Source organism: Pseudomonas sp. fls2-241-R2A-110 (genome assembly GCF_030209165.1).
Lineage (GTDB): Bacteria > Pseudomonadota > Gammaproteobacteria > Pseudomonadales > Pseudomonadaceae > Aquipseudomonas.
The window spans coordinates 109,612-128,287 of sequence record NZ_JARVSN010000019.1 but is presented as its reverse complement, the minus strand read 5'-3'; the positions used below and the strand labels follow the sequence as shown (position 1 = coordinate 128,287).

15 protein-coding genes are annotated in these 18,676 nt (G+C 58.2%); 13 read left to right on the top strand and 2 right to left on the bottom strand.

Annotated features, from left to right (window positions below; genetic code table 11):
- Positions 1-14: 14 nt before the first annotated feature.
- From QRN31_RS16370 to qatC, 3 genes are read left to right on the top strand one after another with little or no spacing between them, the layout of a single operon-like run.
- Positions 15-1,817 carry a KAP family P-loop NTPase fold protein gene (locus tag QRN31_RS16370; RefSeq protein ID WP_110624696.1) on the top strand — a complete coding sequence of 601 codons (1,803 nt, stop codon included), beginning with the start codon at positions 15-17 and terminating at the stop codon, positions 1,815-1,817.
- Between the two features lies 1 nt (position 1,818).
- On the top strand, positions 1,819-2,574 hold the full coding sequence (locus QRN31_RS16365; protein ID WP_285433104.1) for a Qat anti-phage system associated protein QatB: 756 nt from the start codon (positions 1,819-1,821) through the stop codon (positions 2,572-2,574).
- Positions 2,553-3,881 (top strand): Qat anti-phage system QueC-like protein QatC, encoded by a 1,329-nt coding sequence (gene qatC / locus QRN31_RS16360; RefSeq protein ID WP_350310387.1) that lies wholly within the window; start codon positions 2,553-2,555, stop codon positions 3,879-3,881. The genes QRN31_RS16365 and qatC overlap by 22 nt, the downstream gene beginning before the upstream one ends.
- Positions 3,882-4,454: 573 nt before the next feature.
- Here qatC and QRN31_RS16355 read toward each other — a convergent pair.
- Together QRN31_RS16355 and QRN31_RS16350 are read right to left on the bottom strand one after the other, a co-directional pair.
- Complete coding sequence (locus QRN31_RS16355; protein ID WP_285433102.1) at positions 4,455-5,162, bottom strand: cupin domain-containing protein; 708 nt, start codon at positions 5,160-5,162, stop codon at positions 4,455-4,457.
- Positions 5,163-5,223: 61 nt separating this feature from the next.
- Positions 5,224-6,081 (bottom strand): GNAT family N-acetyltransferase, encoded by an 858-nt coding sequence (locus QRN31_RS16350; RefSeq protein WP_285433101.1) that lies wholly within the window; start codon positions 6,079-6,081, stop codon positions 5,224-5,226.
- Between the two features lie 989 nt (positions 6,082-7,070).
- Between QRN31_RS16350 and QRN31_RS16345 the strand changes: the two genes are divergently transcribed.
- The 10 genes from QRN31_RS16345 (at position 7,071) to argE (ending at position 18,473) form a co-directional block, all read left to right on the top strand.
- Positions 7,071-7,739, top strand: coding sequence for a haloacid dehalogenase type II (locus QRN31_RS16345; RefSeq protein WP_222585757.1), 669 nt, complete (start codon positions 7,071-7,073; stop codon positions 7,737-7,739).
- A 43-nt stretch (positions 7,740-7,782) separates the two neighbouring features.
- Entirely contained in the window at positions 7,783-9,057 is a 1,275-nt protein-coding gene (locus QRN31_RS16340) for an NAD(P)/FAD-dependent oxidoreductase (protein ID WP_285433100.1), read from the top strand.
- Between the two features lie 93 nt (positions 9,058-9,150).
- Positions 9,151-10,788, top strand: coding sequence for an ABC transporter substrate-binding protein (locus tag QRN31_RS16335; protein ID WP_285433099.1), 1,638 nt, complete (start codon positions 9,151-9,153; stop codon positions 10,786-10,788).
- A gap of 45 nt (positions 10,789-10,833) precedes the next feature.
- Positions 10,834-11,790: an ABC transporter permease gene (locus QRN31_RS16330; protein ID WP_222585760.1), complete on the top strand. Its 957-nt coding sequence runs from the start codon at positions 10,834-10,836 to the stop codon at positions 11,788-11,790.
- Positions 11,787-12,662 (top strand): ABC transporter permease, encoded by an 876-nt coding sequence (locus tag QRN31_RS16325; RefSeq protein ID WP_285433098.1) that lies wholly within the window; start codon positions 11,787-11,789, stop codon positions 12,660-12,662. Before QRN31_RS16330 ends, QRN31_RS16325 begins: the two co-directional genes overlap by 4 nt.
- A 1-nt stretch (position 12,663) precedes the next feature.
- On the top strand, positions 12,664-14,505 hold the full coding sequence (locus QRN31_RS16320) for an ABC transporter ATP-binding protein (protein WP_259150079.1): 1,842 nt from the start codon (positions 12,664-12,666) through the stop codon (positions 14,503-14,505).
- Positions 14,502-14,810, top strand: coding sequence for a (2Fe-2S)-binding protein (locus QRN31_RS16315; RefSeq protein WP_222585763.1), 309 nt, complete (start codon positions 14,502-14,504; stop codon positions 14,808-14,810). Before QRN31_RS16320 ends, QRN31_RS16315 begins: the two co-directional genes overlap by 4 nt.
- A complete protein-coding gene (locus QRN31_RS16310) occupies positions 14,792-16,168 on the top strand; it encodes an FAD/NAD(P)-dependent oxidoreductase (RefSeq protein ID WP_285433097.1) in 1,377 nt (458 codons plus the stop codon). The genes QRN31_RS16315 and QRN31_RS16310 overlap by 19 nt, the downstream gene beginning before the upstream one ends.
- Positions 16,165-17,319 carry an NAD(P)/FAD-dependent oxidoreductase gene (locus QRN31_RS16305; protein ID WP_285433096.1) on the top strand — a complete coding sequence of 385 codons (1,155 nt, stop codon included), beginning with the start codon at positions 16,165-16,167 and terminating at the stop codon, positions 17,317-17,319. The genes QRN31_RS16310 and QRN31_RS16305 overlap by 4 nt, the downstream gene beginning before the upstream one ends.
- A complete protein-coding gene (argE, locus tag QRN31_RS16300; RefSeq protein ID WP_285433095.1) occupies positions 17,316-18,473 on the top strand; it encodes an acetylornithine deacetylase in 1,158 nt (385 codons plus the stop codon). Before QRN31_RS16305 ends, argE begins: the two co-directional genes overlap by 4 nt.
- Positions 18,474-18,676 lie beyond the last annotated feature (203 nt).

Below are 18,676 nucleotides of genomic sequence, written 5' to 3'. Positions count from 1 at the left end.
GCAGGGAGGCTCAAATGTGGGCTGACGTCGATACAAAACAAGATTTTCTGAATTACTCAGAGGTCGCTGATCTGGTCGTCGACGTAATTCGCGATCCGAACATGAGGCCTGTCACGGTCGGTGTCTTTGGTTCTTGGGGCACCGGAAAATCAACTCTGCTGAATTTGATTGAGGAAGGCCTCAACCCTGGCGAGGACCCAAGTAAATACGTTGTGGTGCGTTTTGATGCATGGCTTTATCAGGGATTTGACGATTCCCGAGCAGCCTTGATGGAAATCATCGCATCGACATTGATTGAAGCTGCGGAAGGAAAACCAGCGGTTATCCCCAAAGCCAAGAAACTGATGGGCCGTGTTAATAAAATGCGTGCACTTGGTCTGCTGGTCGAAGGTGGCGCAATGGCCATGGGGATACCAGCTTTTGGATTTGGCATGAAAGGTGTGCAGGCCTTAGGCGAACTATTCTCGGGCGAGGCGGATGAAGAAACGTTAACGACGCTAAAGGAAGCTGGTGGCAAGGCTAAAGGGCACCTTACTGGTTTGTTGGATGAGGAAAAGCAGCGGACTCCACCGAAGGAAATCGCCGCCTTTAGGTCAGAATTTTCCGACGTTCTCACTGCGTTGGATAAAACGCTGGTCGTATTTGTAGACAACCTCGATCGGTGCCTTCCAAAGCAGACCATCCAAACCCTCGAAGCCCTTCGTTTGTTTTTGTTCATGGGGCAAACGGCATTCGTCGTCGCTGCCGATGAAGACATGGTCAGACATTCGGTGAGCGAGCATTTCAAAGACCCAGATGACCGACATGTAACTGACTATTTGGACAAGCTTATCCAGGTGCCAGTGCGTGTTCCTAGGCTTGGGGTACAAGAAGTGAGAGCCTATTTGTTCATGTTGTTCGCGTCCGCCGGCGCAGTGATTCCAGCGGATAAAATCGAAAAGCTACGAGCCGGGCTTGAGGCGAATCTGCGCACAGCCTGGAAGGAAGAACCTATCGTCACCGAGGTTGCATTAGGTCTTCTTGGTACAGTTGTTCCAGATCAGATCGCCCAAGGATTTGCGATTGCTGATCGCATGGCGTCTATGCTCGCGAACTCAACGCTGATCCTAGGAAATCCACGAATCGTTAAGCGGATGTTGAACGTAGTTCGTATGCGCTCTCGTGTTGCCAAGCAAAGAGACATGCCGGTTGATGAGGCGTTGATTGCCAAACTCGCTCTGTTTGAACGATGCATGGAAGACAAATCGGTTGCTCACATGTACTCGGTGATCAACGCAGCCGCAGGGGGGAAACCGGAAATACTGACGACACTCGAAAACCTGCTGGAGGATCCAGATAAATTCAAACTAGCTTGCCCTGAACCGTGGAACGTAAAAGCTGAATTTATCAGAGAGTGGCTGACGCTTGAGCCTTCACTCTCGAACACTGATCTTCGTCCGATTGTCTATTTGAGTCGTGAGACCACGCCATTACGCGTACTGAGAGCGGGCTTATCGGCCGCTGCGACAGAAGCGCTTGCGGTTCTCAAGAGAGCGTCCAACACATCCTCCCCATCTGCCATCGCTGCCATTCTCACAATCCCAACTGGCGAGCATGTGGCTGTTATGGCACAGCTTATTCAGTCAATGCGGTCCCATGTGGATTGGACTACCAGAGCGCCTGGTTTTGATGGCGCATTTATGTTGGCCGAGCGCTCATCCGATGCAGGCTCTTCGTTATCCGATTTCATCCATACCGTCATGCCAGGAAAAATTAAGCCCTGGCTCAGTACCAGGGTGAAAAGCGTCAGCTGGTTTAAGCCTAAAGAGAAGCAATGACATGGGAACGTCGACTTCGAGTAAAGGGCCCGGTGGTAACTCTCCGTTTGTTCCTGGGTGGATAGACACACCGGGCCAGGGGGCGATTCCAGAAACTCCTCCGCAGCGGTTCAAAGATTTCCGTAAATCCTTGGGTAAATTCGTCTCCAGCGGAGACGGCGACTACCTTCGCTCTGCTGTACGAAGCTATGCCAGTGGCTCTACAGGTGGTAGCAGTGTCGGCCCCATACGATTTGGCTCGATGGCTGGTGCTGGCGGCGCACTATTTGGTGCAATGGCAGCGCTGAGTGACGGCCAGTCACCAAACGGGCTCAATCTTGCGTCCCTTAACGGGAAAGATACGGACGTTGCGATTGACATAATCGTCCAAGCACTCGTTCCAGAAGATGGCGATTCAGATCGGGTTCGCGTAGCGATGAATGAAGCACTATCGGAATGCTTGGAGGGCTATGATGAATTCGACTTCACGAAGATAAATGATGAAATGCTGGTCCAAATGATGCTCGTGTACGTCACGAAATGTGTTTTTGGGCAGATAGTGCTGGACTCCAATGAAGCCTTCGCTAAAGCATCGTCTCCTGGGCAGGTGGAGCAGGCGGAAAGGGATTTGTTTTCTTTGGTGGAAGCGGTAACAGACAAGCACATGCGCCCCCTTTTAACGGCTAACTTGAAGTCCTTCACGAGTGCCCAAGTCGAAAATATCCAGCTCAGTGCGATTAAAGAAGTTTGGGTCGAGTGGGAGAGCTACGAACAGTGACTGACTTAATTTTCCATCACGAATTTGACCAGCTTCCACCACGCTCTCCGAATGTCATACCCGTACTGATGTACGGAAGTCGACCATTGGCGAAGGGTACCTGTTCAATCGGTGGGCCTGTTCGTACCGCTGTTCGACGTCTAGGTGCGCCCGTGAGTCGCGTGGGCTTCGATTTGCTCACTATTGCGATGGCAGTTACGGCGGCAGACACGTTTGTCGATAAAGCCGAGGCAGACGATGGATGGGCACGACAGCTTCGCCTGGTCATTCCACTAGCCGATCCGGATCTTTGGAATGCAGCGGTCCCATTGCTTCAAAAAGCGCTTCATTTTTTAAGTGGTGATATCTGGACTATCGAGTTGCTGCCTGACGGCCCTAGACAATCAAAATCGCAAAATCGTGGCCGCATCACCGTGCTTGCTGGCCATGATTGTGTGAGCTTGTTCTCTGGAGGCATGGACAGTGGCATTGGTGCACTTGATCTGTTGGGTAAAGGGCGACGGCCAATTCTGATCAGTCATTCCTACAGAGGGGACTCGGAGAAGCAAATCCTTGTGAGCAGCCAGCTTCCCGTAAAAGTCTCAAGATTTGCGGCCGTAGCGAACCCCACCTCACGGCTTGGTACCACGCTCGATGTGCAGATGCGTACACGCAGCTTCAACTTCCTAGCTTATGGCACGTTAGTCGCTGCTACTTTGGCGCAATTGAGAGTGGCCAGTACACCGGTGGAGTTATTCGTTCCAGAGAACGGTCTCATCGCTCTCAATCCACCAATGACGCCAAGACGCATAGGGGCGCTGAGCACCCGAACGACTCATCCTCATTTTCTTGGGTTGTTCCAGCAAATTCTGGACACCGTTGGTTTGCCAGTCGTTGTAAAAAACCCGTATGCGCTAAAGACAAAGGGGGAGATGCTTCTGGGCTGTTCCGATCAAGTCTCACTCAACGCTCTGGCCACCGATACTGTGTCCTGTGGGAAATGGAAGAGAACGCATCAGCAGTGTGGCAAATGCGTTCCGTGCATTATCAGACGAGCTTCATTTCACGCCGCAGGTATGAAAGATGGCACGAGATACAATCCAAAGGGCCAAAACTTGCAGGCCGTTTTCAACGATGAAAAAGCACGGGACGACCTTATGGCGATGGTTCTGTCATCCAGGCGTTTACCCAAAACCAGCGTCTCTAAATGGGTGCCTAACGCGGGTCCGCTGCCGTTGAATCGAAAAGACCGAGATGATCTACTGGACGTAGCGGAGCGAGGAATGGGAGAGGTGAGTGCTTACCTGGACAGCCTTGGGCTAATTTGAGCGGCGAAGAGTTGCATTACTACCTCGCAAAAAGATTAGGGCATGATCGCCATCATGCCATGGTCTGTGAACCCTACTGATGTACGATCCCCCTACTTTTACCCCCACAAAAACGTCGGCTCTTGATGGACGTTCCTGGACGCTCGTAGAGCAGAACACCGCTGGAGCTCAAGTAAATACTAGCTTGGAAAAATCCAGAGTAAAATTCTGTGATCTTTCAAGAAGTATGAAAAAGGAGATGGGGTGCTAGGGGTCGAGTGTTCGAATCACTCCGTCCCGACCATATAATTCAAAAGGGTCGCGAGATTTTATCTCGCGACCCCTTTTTTACTAGTAAGTGTTTTTACCCCCACCCCAAGACTGGCCCTGGGTTCTATTCGGCATCGGTATCAATAATCAACGCAAACTGGTTGGAGATTCCTTGCCCGCCGACGTTACGATGGATTTTTCCTGGCGTTTGCTGAGATCAAGATATTGATCTCAGAAATCAGGTCATCGACCGCCGAGAGCATGAATTCGATCGTTGTTTCATCAACGAATCTTCCGTCCCGGCATTTTTTTGACCATTGGTGTCTATTTAACTGCATACACCTTGCGCACATACCCTGTGCTTTTCCAGGCGCACGGTGCGCCCTGCGCGACGAACACGCTGTCACCGGCGTTGACTGTAACGCTTGATCCGTCAGATCCCTGTAGGGTCACGCTGCCTTCGATCAAGTACATCAGCTCATTGAGCTTGTGCGCTCGGCCGTGTCGCTCGTAAGGCGTCGAGTCCCAGACCCCGACGCGCAGATTGGTTGCCGCATCCTCGAAGGCATTACGTGAACGGCATTGCGGCGTCGGGCCGATCAATATTTGCGGTTCTGGTGGGGAGGAAGGGGACAGCATCGCCAGCGGATCCAGCAAGGTCAGGCCGGGTGCCGGGGTTACGGTGGTCATAGTACAAAACGCCCATTGCGTACCGATCTGCGCCTCGATCTGTAGCGCGGTCCCGCGACCGATCACTGCGCTTGCGCCGATACCCAATTGCAGTGTCTGCTCATCGGTTTTTAGCACGACGTGACCGGCATGGATCACGATCACTTCTGTGTGTGGGAAGTCATCGATATCAAGCACATCACCGATTGCCACAATGCCGGCAGACACGCCGTCGGTCCCGGACCAGGCGACCTGACGACAGTCAATCAACGGATCGGCAGCACTCAATGGCAGCGATTTGAAAGGTGTGGCAACGCGACTGCCGTCGGCTCGAGCTAACAGTAAAACGGTAGGTTGGGGCATGCGGGTGACGCTCCATACAAATAAAAGTGTTGGATGGTGAGGGTTCTATCAAGGCAAGCGATCAGGCGATGGCTTGGGTGACCAGGGCAAACTGGCGCACGCCGTTGCTGGCTTGCGGCGGTGTGCCACGGGCCATTTGCGCCACGGTATCGACCTGTTTTAGGCCGGCGGTTTCCAGCCAGTCGCTCAAGCCACAATCCGCCGGAATGTCGATACGCACGAAGGTGTCCGGCACTTGGGCCAGTAACACGCCGATCAGATGTTGAGCTTGTTCAAGGTTCTCGCAGACCACCGGGCCAATAACGCGACCCCGGCCGTAGGGGCGCAACATGGCGAAGGCGCGCAGTTGGCCATCGCGCTCAATGCCCACCGAGTGCTCGACGACCTCGAGCAGGTCGGTGATCACGGTACTGCGCTCCAGCCCGGTACCGGCGTTAGCCAGTTCCAGCACGCGCGCCTTATCGGCGTCATGCAGTGGGCGACATTTTTCATCATTGGCCAATGGGGTAATTGCCGGGACTTGCGCCTGACCTTGTTGCTGCAGAATCCGACCGAACTCGACGAAGCCCTGGCTCACGTAAAGCGGTGCTCCGGCTAAGGTTGCGTTCAAAACCGGGATGCGTGGCTGGCACGCATCAAGCGCCCGTTCCATCAATTGGCGTCCGATCCCCTTGCCTTGATAGGCGTCGCTCACGATCACCAACCCGATGGTGGAGAAATCACCCTGGGGGCATGCGAATGCGGTGCCGATCAGGCGCTCGCCATCGAGCGCCACAAAGCCATCGCTGATCCGCAGCAGCATGGCCCAGTCATCCAGCCGATGGGGCCACTTCAATTGCACGGACAACGCGTGGGCTGCCGGTAGATCCGCAACCGTCATAGGGCGATAACCATAGGTGGATTGTTGCGAGTCGGACATGGCGAGTCTCCGTTAAAAAGTGTTCACGAGCGGCCGGATTTCCAGCGCGGTGATGCCTGTATCCCATCTGCATGAAGGACTGACAAGAGGGCGATGTACATTCGGCAGATTCCGCGAGGCAGAGGCCGCAAGACCACATTTACTACTTAATCGCATGGCAAGGTCGGCAGCAAATGCCTGGGCTTTTTTTCTACTATGGAAACAGAGTAAACGACTCGCCGGCTCATATCTGGAGCGCTCCATGGACAGTTTTGATCCTCGCCTAATCGCTGTGCGCAGCGCTCATTTCATTGGTGGCCAATACCGCGATGCTCAGCCTGTACTGGAGGTGATGCGGACGGCCAGGTGTATGCCGAGCCAACCTTGGTGGACGAGGCCGTCAACTATGCCTGGCAGGCGTTCAACTGCAGTGATTGGCCAGCCGTCTACCTCGGGAGCGGGCGCGGGTCATGCGTCGTTGGGCCGATCTGATCGACGCGGATGCCGAGACTCTCGCACCGCTTGAAGCGGCGGGTTCGACCCGACCACATAAAGACGTGTTGGCCTGGCATTCGAAGCCAATTTGCGTTTCAAAAGCGTGCTGATCGACATCCTCCAATAACATCGCGATCCCGCAGGTAGCTGGCCAGCCGGAGAGAGATGGCAGGCTCCAAACCACAGCAAACGGGCGCTTCCTCAGGGGAGCGCCCGTTTTCGTTCAGTCCGGCGCAGTTTCTGCGGTTAATGACGGCACGCGCGGCTCGTACAGGATTATAAAGGTCCATAAAAGCGCACAAATACGGGGTTTGCCCAAGGTAGGAGCGCGCCGCAAAGTCTGCTGAGGGGGGAGGCTAAAACGGTGGTTTGTATCGAGTAGAGGTCGCTTTTAACGCCATCTGCTGAATTCACGGTGTTGTAATGACGGTGTGCTGCAGCGTTGCATCACAGCTTCTCGAATGAAGCGAATGCTAGTCACGCCATGACCTAAACGAACTTCAGGACCGCACTCAATGAGCTTTCTTCGCCCCAAATTCATTACGTTCGACTGCTACGGTACACTGACCAATTTTCACATGGGCACGATGACTCGCGAGATTTTCGCTGATCGCGTTCCTGCGGCGCAGATGGACCAATTCGTCAAGGATTTCTCGGCCTATCGCCTGGACCAGGTCATGGGTGACTGGATGCCTTATGACGAAATCCTCAAGACCGCCCTGGCCCGGACCTGCAAGCGTTGGGGTATCGAATACCGCGACGAAGGCCAGCTGTATTACGACGCCGTACCCACTTGGGGCCCGCACCCTGACGTGCCGGCAGGTCTGTCGAAAATCGCCGACAAAATTCCCCTGGTCATTTTCTCCAACGCCAGCGACAGCCAGATAATGTCCAACGTCGACAAGCTCGGCGCGCCGTTCCATAAGGTCTTCACCGCCGAACAGGCACAGGCTTACAAACCACGTCTGGCCGCCTTTGAGTACATGCTCGACAACCTCAACTGCGGCCCGGAAGACATCTTGCATGTGTCCTCCAGCTTCCGTTATGACCTGATGCCGGCCCATGACATGAAGATCAAGAACAAGGCGTTTGTCGCCCGTGGTCATGAAGTTCCTGCCAATGCCTTCTACAGCTACCAGCAAATCCCCGACATCGGCGGACTGGCGGCATTGGTCGGTCTTTGAGTTGTAACGTAATGGCACTTTTCCTGGCATAGGCGGATTAGACATGGGCAGTGAATCCTACTGGCTCGACACCGCACCGGCGTTCACCGGTGCCCAGCTCGGCGCGTTGCCCGGGCTGGTCGACGTGGCCATCGTCGGCGGCGGTTTCACCGGCTTGGCGGCGGCTCGGGCGTTGGCCTTGAAAGGCGCCAGTGTCGTAGTGCTGGAGGCCGGGCGGGTGATCGGTGAAGCCTCGGGACGCAACGGCGGCCAGTGCAATACCGGGGTGGCCCAGGACTTCGCCGGTCTTAGTGCCAGCCTCGGTGTCGACAAGGCTCGGGCCTATTACAAGGCTTACGAAAGTGCGGTGCAGAGCGTGGTGTCGCTGGTAGATCAGGAGCAAATCGCCTGTGATCTGATCCGCAACGGCAAGCTCAAACTGGCAGCCAAGCCGATGCACTACGAAGGACTGGCACGAACCTGCGAACTGATTCGCCGGGAAGTCGATGCCGATGTCGAGTTGCTAAGCGCCGAACAGACCCGCACTGAAGTGCGTTCGGCGCAGTTCCACGGCGGCTTGCTGCAACGCAACGGTGTGCAGATGCATGTCGGGCGCTTCGGTGTCGGCCTGGCGGAAGCGGCGGCACGACATGGTGCGCTGATTCATCAAGGCACCTCGGTAATGGACTGGAAAGCCCGGGCTGGCGGATATCAGGTCAACACAAGCAAAGGTTCGCTGCACGCCGGACAAGTGATGCTCGCCACTGGCGCCTGTCAGCACGGCGGGCTGGGCTGGTATCGGCGGCGGATCGTGCCGGTGGGCAGTTTTGTGATTGTCACAGAAGTCCTGCCGCAGTCTTTGATCGAGCAATTGCTGCCCGGTCATCGTGCCTATGTCACCAGCCGCATGATCGGCAACTATTTCCGCTTGACCCCGGACAACCGTCTGCTGTTTGGCGGTCGTGCGCGGTTTGCCATGTCCGACAGCGTCAACGACGCCAAGAGCGGCAAGGTGCTGCAAGCGGCGATGGTGCAGATGTTCCCGCAGTTGGCCAACGTAAAAATCGATTACTGCTGGGGCGGGCTGGTCGACATGACTTCCGACCGTTTGCCTCGGGCCGGTCAGCACGGTGGGGTTTATCACTCCATGGGCTACAGCGGTCACGGGGTGCAGATGTCGGTGCACATGGGCCAGGTCATGGCCGAGGTCATGGACGGCAAGGTCGAGGCCAACCCCTGGCGTGAACTGGACTGGCCGGCGATTCCCGGGCATTTCGGCAAGCCGTGGTTCCTGCCGCTGGTGGGCGCTTATTACCGGTTCCAGGATTATTTACATTGAATTTGAAGTTGTGGCTTCACCGTCGTTTGCGTTTCAAGACGCTCCGGACAACCGCGAGCATGAGCCTTCTCATTATCGACAGGTACAGCTGATATGACTGACAACAAGATCGACTCGAAACTGATCTCCGGCCAAGAAAGCCTGAGAGTATTCGAAGGCCTCAATCGCGGCATGTCACGCCGCAGTGCCTTGCAAATGCTGGGGGTGGCCGGGGTGGCTGCCGCAGGCGCCGGTAGCCTGTTCGGTGCCGCCGGCAAACTGTTTGCCGACGAAGCCGCGAGTCCTGGCAAAGGCAAGCCGGGCGGGCGGATTCGTGTCGCCGGCATGACCAGTTCCACCGCCGATACGTTAGACCCGGCCAAAGGTTCCTCATCCACAGACTACGCGCGCCATTTCATGTTCTACAACGGCCTGACCCGTTTCGACAGCCATATGGTGCCGCAATTGGAGTTGGCCGAGCGCATCGAAACCAGTGACGCCACGCTCTGGGTGATCACCTTGCGCAAAGAGGTGACCTTCCACAATGGCAAGGCTCTGACAGCCGCTGACGTGGTGTTTTCTCTATTGCGGCACAAGGACCCAATCACGGGTTCCAAGGTCATGCCTCTGGCAGAGCAGTTTGCCGAGATCAAGGCCACGGGCACCAACGAAGTACAGATCCGTCTGAGCGGCCCGAATGCCGAGCTGCCGTCGATGCTCGCGGTTTCACATTTGTTAATCGTTCCCGAAGGCACCACCGACTTCAACCAGGGAATCGGCACCGGGCCGTTCAAGGCCAAGGAGTTCAAACCGGGTGTGCGTTCGCTTGCTGTGCGCAACACCGACTATTGGAAACCAGGTCTGCCTTACCTGGACGAAATCGAATTTATCGCCATTGGCGATGAACCCTCGCGGATTAATGCGTTGCTGTCGGGCGACGTGCACATCATCAACGAAGTCAACCCGCGCTCGACGGTGCGTATCAAGGCCAGCGCCAAGCACCGGGTCGTCGATGCGCCGTCGGGCAACTACACTGACTTGATCATCCGTCAGGATCAGTTGCCCGGCAAAAGCCCTGAATTCACCCAGGCTATGAAGTACCTGATTGACCGCGAGCAGATCAAATCCGCGGTGTTCCGTGGCTTCGCGGTCGTGGGTAACGACCATCCGATTGCTCCGGGTTCGCGCTACTACAATGCCGATCTGCCGCAGACCGTCTACGACCCGGAAAAAGCCAAATTCCTGCTGAAGAAGGCCGGCATGGAAAGCATCAGCATGCCGGTGGCAGCATCGCCGGCTGCCACCGGTTCGGTGGACATCGCGGTGCTGTTGCAACAGTCGGCGAAACAGGCCGGGCTCAAGCTCGACGTCAACCGCTTGCCGAGTGACGGTTACTGGTCCAACCACTGGATGAAGCACCCGCTGAGCTTCGGCAACATCAACCCACGGCCGAACGCCGACGTGATGTTCTCGCAGTTCTTCCAGTCGAAAGCGCCGTGGAACGAATCCGGTTGGCAGAACGATCAGTTCGACCAGTTGCTGATGCTCGCTCGTGGTGAAACCGACGACGCCAAGCGCAGCAAGATGTACGCGGACATGCAAACCCTGGTGCATGACCACTGTGGTATCGGCGTGCCGGTGTTTATCAGCAACATCGATGGTGTCGACCAGCGCGTCAAGGGCTACGGCAGCAACCCGCTGGGCGGCTTCATGGGCTACATGTTCGCTGAGCAGGTCTGGCTGGACGCTTGATGGATGCTCGGTTGGTACGTCAAGGACAGCGCAGGAGGGTAGGCGATGAATAGCAACACACTGTGGTTGATCGGCCGGCGTTTGGGCGCCGCGATCGTGACTTTGTTGATCGTGTCCATGGTCGTGTTTGCGATCACGGCGGTCCTGCCGGGGGACGCGGCGCAACAATCCCTGGGACAGTTCGCCACGCCGGAACAAGTGGCGGCGCTGCGCCTGAAACTGGGGCTCGATCAGCCCGGTGTGCTGCGTTACCTGCACTGGTTGATGAACCTGCTCAGCGGTGACATGGGGGTATCGGTGTCCAACGCCATGCCGGTCAGCGAGTTGATGGCCGGCCGCGTACCGAACACCCTGATGCTGGCGGCCGCTACGGCGCTGGTGTCGGTGCCGGTGGCATTGATTCTGGGCATCGGCTCGGCGATGGCGCGCGGTGGGCGCATAGACAGCTTCCTGAGCTTTTTCACCCTGGCCATGGTCGCCGTCCCGGAGTTTCTGGTGGCGACCCTGGCGGTGCTGATTTTTGCGGTAAACCTGGGCTGGTTGTCGGCGTTGTCCTATGCCAGCGACATCACCTCACCCTGGCAATTCATGCGCACTTACGCCTTGCCGGTGATGACGCTGTGCTGCGTCATCGTCGCGCAAATGGCCCGGATGACCCGGGCTGCGGTGATCGACCAGCTCGACAGCCCTTACGTGGAAATGGCTCGGCTCAAAGGCGTCAGCCCGATGCGCATCGTGCTGCGCCATGCCTTGCCCAATGCCATAGGGCCAATTGCCAACGCGATCGCCCTGAGCCTGTCGTACCTGCTGGGCGGGGTGGTGATTGTCGAGACGATCTTCAACTATCCCGGCATCGCCAGCCTGATGGTCGATGCCGTGACCAACCGTGACATGGCGCTGGTTCAGGCCTGCACCATGCTGTTTTGTACGGCATACCTGGGGCTGGTGCTACTCGCCGACCTTTGCGCGATTCTGTCTAACCCGAGGCTGAGAAACCAATGAACAATCTCATTGTGAAATCGACGCCTGTGACCCCCGACCTGTCGACTGGCAAGGGGGCTCATGGCCCGGGCTGGCTGGGTCTGATCGGGGCTGCGATGTGCGTTATCTGGTTGCTGGTGGCGATCTTCGGCCCGTGGTTGGCTCCACACCCGGTGGGCGAAGTGGTCTCCGATAATGTCTTCGACAGCATCAGCGCCCTTTACCCGTTCGGCACTGATTACCTTGGGCGTGACATGCTTAGTCGCATCCTAGTAGGTGCAAGGTTCACCGTTGGCCTGGCGTTGATCGCGGCGGTGTTGGCCAGCGGCCTGGGTACCAGTTGCGCGCTGCTGTCTGTGGTTTCGCCCAAATGGCTGGACGAAGTGATCAGTCGCTTGATGGATGCGTTCATTTCGATCCCGAGCAAGATGCTGGCATTGATCATGGTCTCGGCTTTCGGCTCCTCAGTGACCTTGTTGATTTGCACCGCCGTATTGAGTTTCACCCCCGGCGCGTTTCGCATTGCGCGCAGCATGGCGGTGAACATCGAGGCGCTGGAATACGTGCAAGTGGCCCGTACCCGTGGTGAGCGTCGGTTGTACATCGCTTGCGTAGAAATTTTGCCCAACATGCTCAATCCGGTGTTGACCGATCTTGGCCTGCGCTTTGGCTTCATCGTGTTGCTGCTCAGCGGCATGAGTTTCCTTGGCCTCGGCGTGCAGCCTCCAGATGCCGACCTCGGTTCGCTGGTGCGGGAAAATATCGGCGGCCTCAACCAGGGCGCGCCGGCCATCGTGATTCCGGCCCTGGCCATCGGCACCCTGACCATCGGTGTGAATTTGTTTATCGACAGACTGTCGTCCCGACGTAGTCGCCGTACGGGAGGTCATTGAAATGAGTGAATTGATTCGAGTCCAAGACCTGCGTGTGGTCGCCTGTGGCGAGCGTGGCGAAACGGAAATCGTCAAAGGCGTGAGCTTCGCCTTGGAAAAAGGTGAAGTGCTGGCGTTGATTGGCGAGTCTGGCTCCGGCAAGACCACCATCGCCCTGGCGCTGCTGGGCTATGCAAGACGCGGCTGCAGGTTGTCCGGTGGTGTGGTGCAGGTCGGCGAGCACAACATGCTCGCACTCAGTGAAAAAGAATTGCAGGGACTGCGCGGAAACCGGGTGTCGTACATCGCGCAAAGCGCGGCGGCGGCGTTCAACCCGGCGAAGAAGTTGATCGACCAAGTGGTGGAGGGCGCGCTGATTCATGGCCTGGGCACTCGTGCGGAGCTTGAAGCCAAAGCCATCCAATTGTTCCGAGACCTGGCGCTGCCGGCCCCGGACAATATCGGCCAACGCTACCCGCACCAGGTGTCTGGCGGGCAACTGCAAAGGGTGATGGCGGCCATGGCGTTGATCAGCGACCCGTTGCTGGTGGTGCTCGACGAACCGACCACGGCCCTCGATGTCACCACCCAGATCGATGTGCTGCGAGCCTTCAAACGTGTAGTGCGTGAACGCGGGGCGACGGCGGTCTATGTTTCCCACGACCTGGCAGTGGTGGCGCAGATGGCTGATCAGATCGTCGTGCTCAACGGCGGCCAGATCTTCGAACAGAGCGCCACCGCGCCGTTACTCAAAGGCCCGGCCCATGAATACACCCGCAGTCTGCTGGCGGCGGCGCGGCCGGATACGACGATTCGCCCGCCCTGCGATATGGCGCAAGACACGCCATTGCTGACCATCAAGGGCCTGACCGCCGGTTACGGCAACAAGGACATGCACGGCATGCCGGCGATCCGCGTGCTGGAAGACATCGACTTGACTGTGCGCCGGGGCCAGGCCATCGGCGTGATCGGTGAGTCGGGGTCCGGCAAATCGACCCTCGCGCGGGTAGTGGCGGGGTTGCTGACACCGGCCCTCGGTGGGCTGACTTTCGATGGTCAGCCACTGGGCGGCAGCCTGTCCGAGCGCACCGACGAACAGTTCCGTCGCATCCAAATGGTCTTTCAAAACGCCGACACCGCGCTCAATCCGATGCACAGCGTCAGCACCATTCTGAGCCGGCCGCTGAAGATGTATTTCGGCCTTAAGGGCGCGGCGTTGCGTGAGCGTATCGGCGAGTTGCTGGACCTGGTGCGCTTGCCCCGAACCCTGGCCGAACGGCGCCCGAATGAACTGTCTGGCGGTCAAAAGCAACGGGTCAACCTGGCCCGGGCGCTGGCGGCAAAACCTGATCTGATCCTCTGTGACGAGGTGACCTCGGCGCTGGATACCGTGGTCGGAGCAGCCATTCTTGAACTGCTGCGCGACCTGCGTCAGGAGCTGGGGGTTTCCTATCTGTTCATCAGCCACGATATCTCCACGGTGCGGGCGCTATGCGATGACATTGTGGTGATGTACAGCGGCCACAAAGTCCAGGCCGGCACTCGCCAGTCATTTGCCCAGGCACCCTTCCATCCGTACACAGACCTGTTGATCCATTCGGTGCCGGAACTGCGTCAAGGCTGGCTGGAAACCTGCAGCACAACCTGCGGCACGCTGCCGCCGATTGGCGCCAAGGCCAATGTGCCGGAGTTGTGCACCTTTCTCAGCCGCTGTCCGGTGCGGGTCGATGGCTTGTGCAATAGCACGGCGCCGAACCGCCGGACCATTGATGGCGGTAGTGAAATCCTTTGCCATCATGACAGCGCCGAGTTGCTGAAAACCCAGCTGGATTTGATCACCATGACTCAGGGAGCCTATGCATGAAGGGGCGTTTTGTGAGGCTGGCCGAGCAGGGCCGGCCAACCATCAGTTTGAAGGTGGACGGTGTACCCATCGAGGCGTTGCAGGGCGACACGCTGATGGTGGCATTGCTGACCCAGGGCAACGCGTTGCGCCAATCGGAGTTCGATTCCGGCCGGCGCGCGGGTTTCTGTCTGATGGGCGCTTGCCAGGATTGCTGGGTCTGGACCCGCAGTGGCGAGCGTCTGCGTGCTTGCTCCAATGAAGTCCGTGAAGGACTGGACATCGTTACCACACAACCGGAGGCGACATGGCCACTGCACGGATAGTCATCGTTGGGGCCGGGCCGGCGGGTATTCGCTGTGCCGAGACCTTGTTGGCAGCGGGCTTCAAGCCGATCCTGATCGATGAGAATCGCCGCGATGGTGGACAGATCTATCGCCGGCAGCCCGAAGGTTTCACCAGGGATTACGCCACGCTGTACGGCACCGAAGCTGCCAAGGCTCGGGACCTGCACGAAAGTTTTGATCACCTGCGCGAACGGATCGACTACCGCCCGGACACATTGGTGTGGAACCTGACACCGAGGCAGTTGTGCTGCGTCAGCCAGGGCAAACACTCGACGGTGGATTACGATGCGCTGATCCTCTGTACCGGTGCCACCGACCGCCTGATGCCGATTGAAGGTTGGCAATTGGCGGGCACCTACAGCCTCGGCGGGGCGCAGATTGCGCTCAAGTCCCAGGCAGTTTCCATTGGCCGCAGCGTGGTGTTCATGGGCAGCGGACCGCTGCTGTACCTGGTCGCCAGTCAGTACGTCAAGGCGGGTGCGAAGGTGGCGGCGGTGCTCGACACGTCACCGCTGAGCAAACGTATCGGTGCCTTGTCGAAACTGCTGGCGCGTCCAGGATTACTGCTCGCCGGGATGAAACTGTTAGCGCAGCTATATCGGGCGAAGATTCCGGTGCACCTCGGCATCAAGCCGCTACAGGTGCTGGGCGATGCGGCCAGTGGTGTCAGTGGTGTGCGGGTGCTGACCGCACGCGGCGAGACGTTGAATGTGCAGAGCGATGCCGTGGCGCTGGGTTATCACTTGCGCCCGGAAACCCAACTGGCGGATCTGGCCGGTTGTCGCATGCGCTTCGACGAGGCGTCCGGCCAATGGTGGCTGGCGGTTGATGAGGAAGGTCGGACGTCGGTCAGCGGTGTGTATGCCGCGGGTGACGGTTCGAAGATTCGAGGTGCGGACGCCGCTGAACACGCCGGACGCCTGGTGGCCATGGCGTTGCTGGAAGACCTGCACCAACCGGTGAACGCCGGTTTGCGCGATGAACAACGCCACGCCTTGGCGGTGATGGACCGGTTTCGCCTCGGTTTGGCTCAGGCGTTTCCCTGGCCGGCCGAACTTGCCAAAGCCTTGCCGGACACCGCCATCGTTTGCCGTTGCGAGATGATCAGTGTTGGTGAACTGCGCCGTACAGTCAGCGAGAAGGGCGCCTGCGAAGTCAATCGTGCCAAGGCATTCAGTCGGGTCGGCATGGGCCGTTGCCAGGGCCGTTATTGCTCCCAGGCCGGTGCGGAGGTGATCGCTGCAGCGGCCGGTGTCAGCGTGCAACAGGTTGGACGCCAACGCAGCCAGGCGCCGGTCAAACCCCTTTCGATGCTCACCGAGGAGGTGTCGCCATGACCGTACACAAAGCCGATGTCGTTATCGTCGGCGGTGGCCTGATGGGCTCGGCGGCAGCGTTTTTCCTGCGCCAGCGCGGGCAATCGGTGATCCTGCTGGAGCGCGACCAGATTGGTCAGTACGCCAGCGGCGTGAACTTCGGCAATGTCCGGCGTCAGGGGCGGTATCTGGGCCAATTGGAACTGGCCAACCGTTCCTGGGCGCTGTGGAAGCGCCTGCCGGAATTGATCGACGATGACCTTGAGTTCATCGCCAGCGGCCACATGCGTGTGTGTTATCGCGAAGATGAAATCGCCGAGCTGGAGGCCTATGCCGCGGCGCCTGAGGCGGCGCAACTGGATCTGAGGATTTATCGCGGTGCCGAGTTGCATCGGCGTTTTCCATTCCTCGGGCCGGATGTGAAGGGTGGCTCCTATGCGCCCCACGACGGTCACGCCAATCCACGTCTGGCAGCCCCGGCGTTTGCCCGGGCGGCACGGCGTCTCGGCGCGCAGATCGAGGAGCAGACTGAAGTGGCCGAGGTGCAAAAGGTCGGTGGCGAGTTCAGCGTCACCACCACTGACGGTCGCCAGTTCAGCGCCGCACAACTCTTGATCACCGCCGGGGCCTGGGGGCAGAAGCTGTCACTGCAATTCGGCGAACCGGTGCCGCTGGACACCCACGGCCCCCAAATGGCCGTGACCGAACCGGTGCCTTACGCCTTGCCAACAGTGATCGGCGTGTACACCAAGATTCCCGAGGAAGTGATTTACTTCCGCCAGATCCCTCGCGGCAACATTGTCATCGGTGGCGGCTATCGCAGTAAACCGGACATGCTCAATCGTCGGGCCTACGTGGAGCCGCGCAGCATTCTCAACCAGGTCAATCAAATGCGCCGCCTGCTGCCGGGTGTCGGCAACCTGAACATCATCCGGGTCTGGAGTGGCATCGAAGGCTACCTGCCGGATTCCCTGCCGGTGATGGGCCCGAGTGGCACCGTCGACGGCTTGTTCTACGCGTTCGGCTTCTGCGGTCACGGCTTCCAGCTCGGCCCGGGCGTCGGCGACGTGATGGCCGAACTGATCAGCACCGGCAGCACCAGCACTTCGATTGAGCCGTTCTCCATCCGCCGATTTGCCCTTTCAGCCGAGCAACGGAGCATGGCCTCATGAAACCCCGCGTACTGGATATCCTCAAACGCTTGATGGCCTTCGACACCGTGTCGTCGGAGTCGAACATGGCCCTGATCGACTACGTGCGCGACCTGCTGCTGACCAAGGGCATCGAGTCGCTGATCGTCAAGGACGAGACCGGCAGAAAAGCCAATCTGTTCGCCAGCACCGGCCCGCGAGAGTTGCCAGGAATTCTGCTGTCCGGGCATACCGACGTGGTGCCTGCGGCGGGGCAGGCGTGGACCTTTCCAGCGTTCCAGGCGACGGTGCTGGATGGCAAGATTTACGGTCGCGGCAGTTGCGACATGAAAGGCTTCATCGCCTTGGCCATCGACGCGATGCTCGACGCCGCCGACCATTCCCTGAGCCGACCGTTGCAACTGGCGCTGTCCCATGATGAAGAGATCGGTTGTGTCGGCGTGCGACGGTTGCTGGACGTGTTGCATCTGGCACCGGTGCGGCCGTTTCTGTGCATGATCGGTGAACCGACCAACATGCAATTCGTGCTCGGGCACAAGGGCAAGGGCTCCTACCGCACCTACTGTCGTGGCCTGGAAGCGCATTCTTCCCTGGCACCGCGCTCGGTCAATGCTATTCACGTGGCGTGCGATTTCATCACGGCACTTCGCCAAAGTCAGCTCCAACTGCAAGAGCAGGGCGCCCAGGATGCGGACTACGACGTACCCTACAGCACCGTGCATGTCGGGCAAATTGTCGGCGGCAAAGCTCTGAACATCGTGCCGAACCTGTGCACCCTGGATTTCGAAGTGCGCAACTTGCCGGCCGACGACCTGGATCAGTTTCTGGAACAGATGCGAGAGCGTGCAGAGGTGATCGTTCGTGAGGCCAAGCGCCTGTCCAGTGTTGCGGACATCGAGATCGAAACCCTGAACGTCTACCCCGGCCTCGACACCCACCCGAGCGTCGAAGCGGTGCGCTTTCTGAAGAGCTTCGCCGCGCCGGATACCGGTACATCCAAGGTTTCGTTTGGTACCGAAGGCGGGTTGTTCAAGCAGCGTCTGGATGTGCCAGTGGTGGTTTGCGGGCCGGGGTCGATTGAACAGGCGCACAAGCCGGACGAGTTTATCGAGATCAGCCAGATGGAGGCTGGGGAACGGTTTCTTGAAGGGTTGCTCGGTTCCCTGAAATTGTAGAACGGTGGTGTTGATAGGTTCTAGGGCAAACAGAGATCAAGTGTGTGAGCGAGCTTGCTCGCGATTGCGGACTATCAGTCAACATCAATGTTGAATGTCGGGCCCTCATCGCGAGCAAGCTCGCTCCCACAGGGTTTTGCGTTTGTCTGACAGGCCTTATATCCCCTCGGTAGAGCCTGCCGTCCCACCCCGATTTTCAGCAT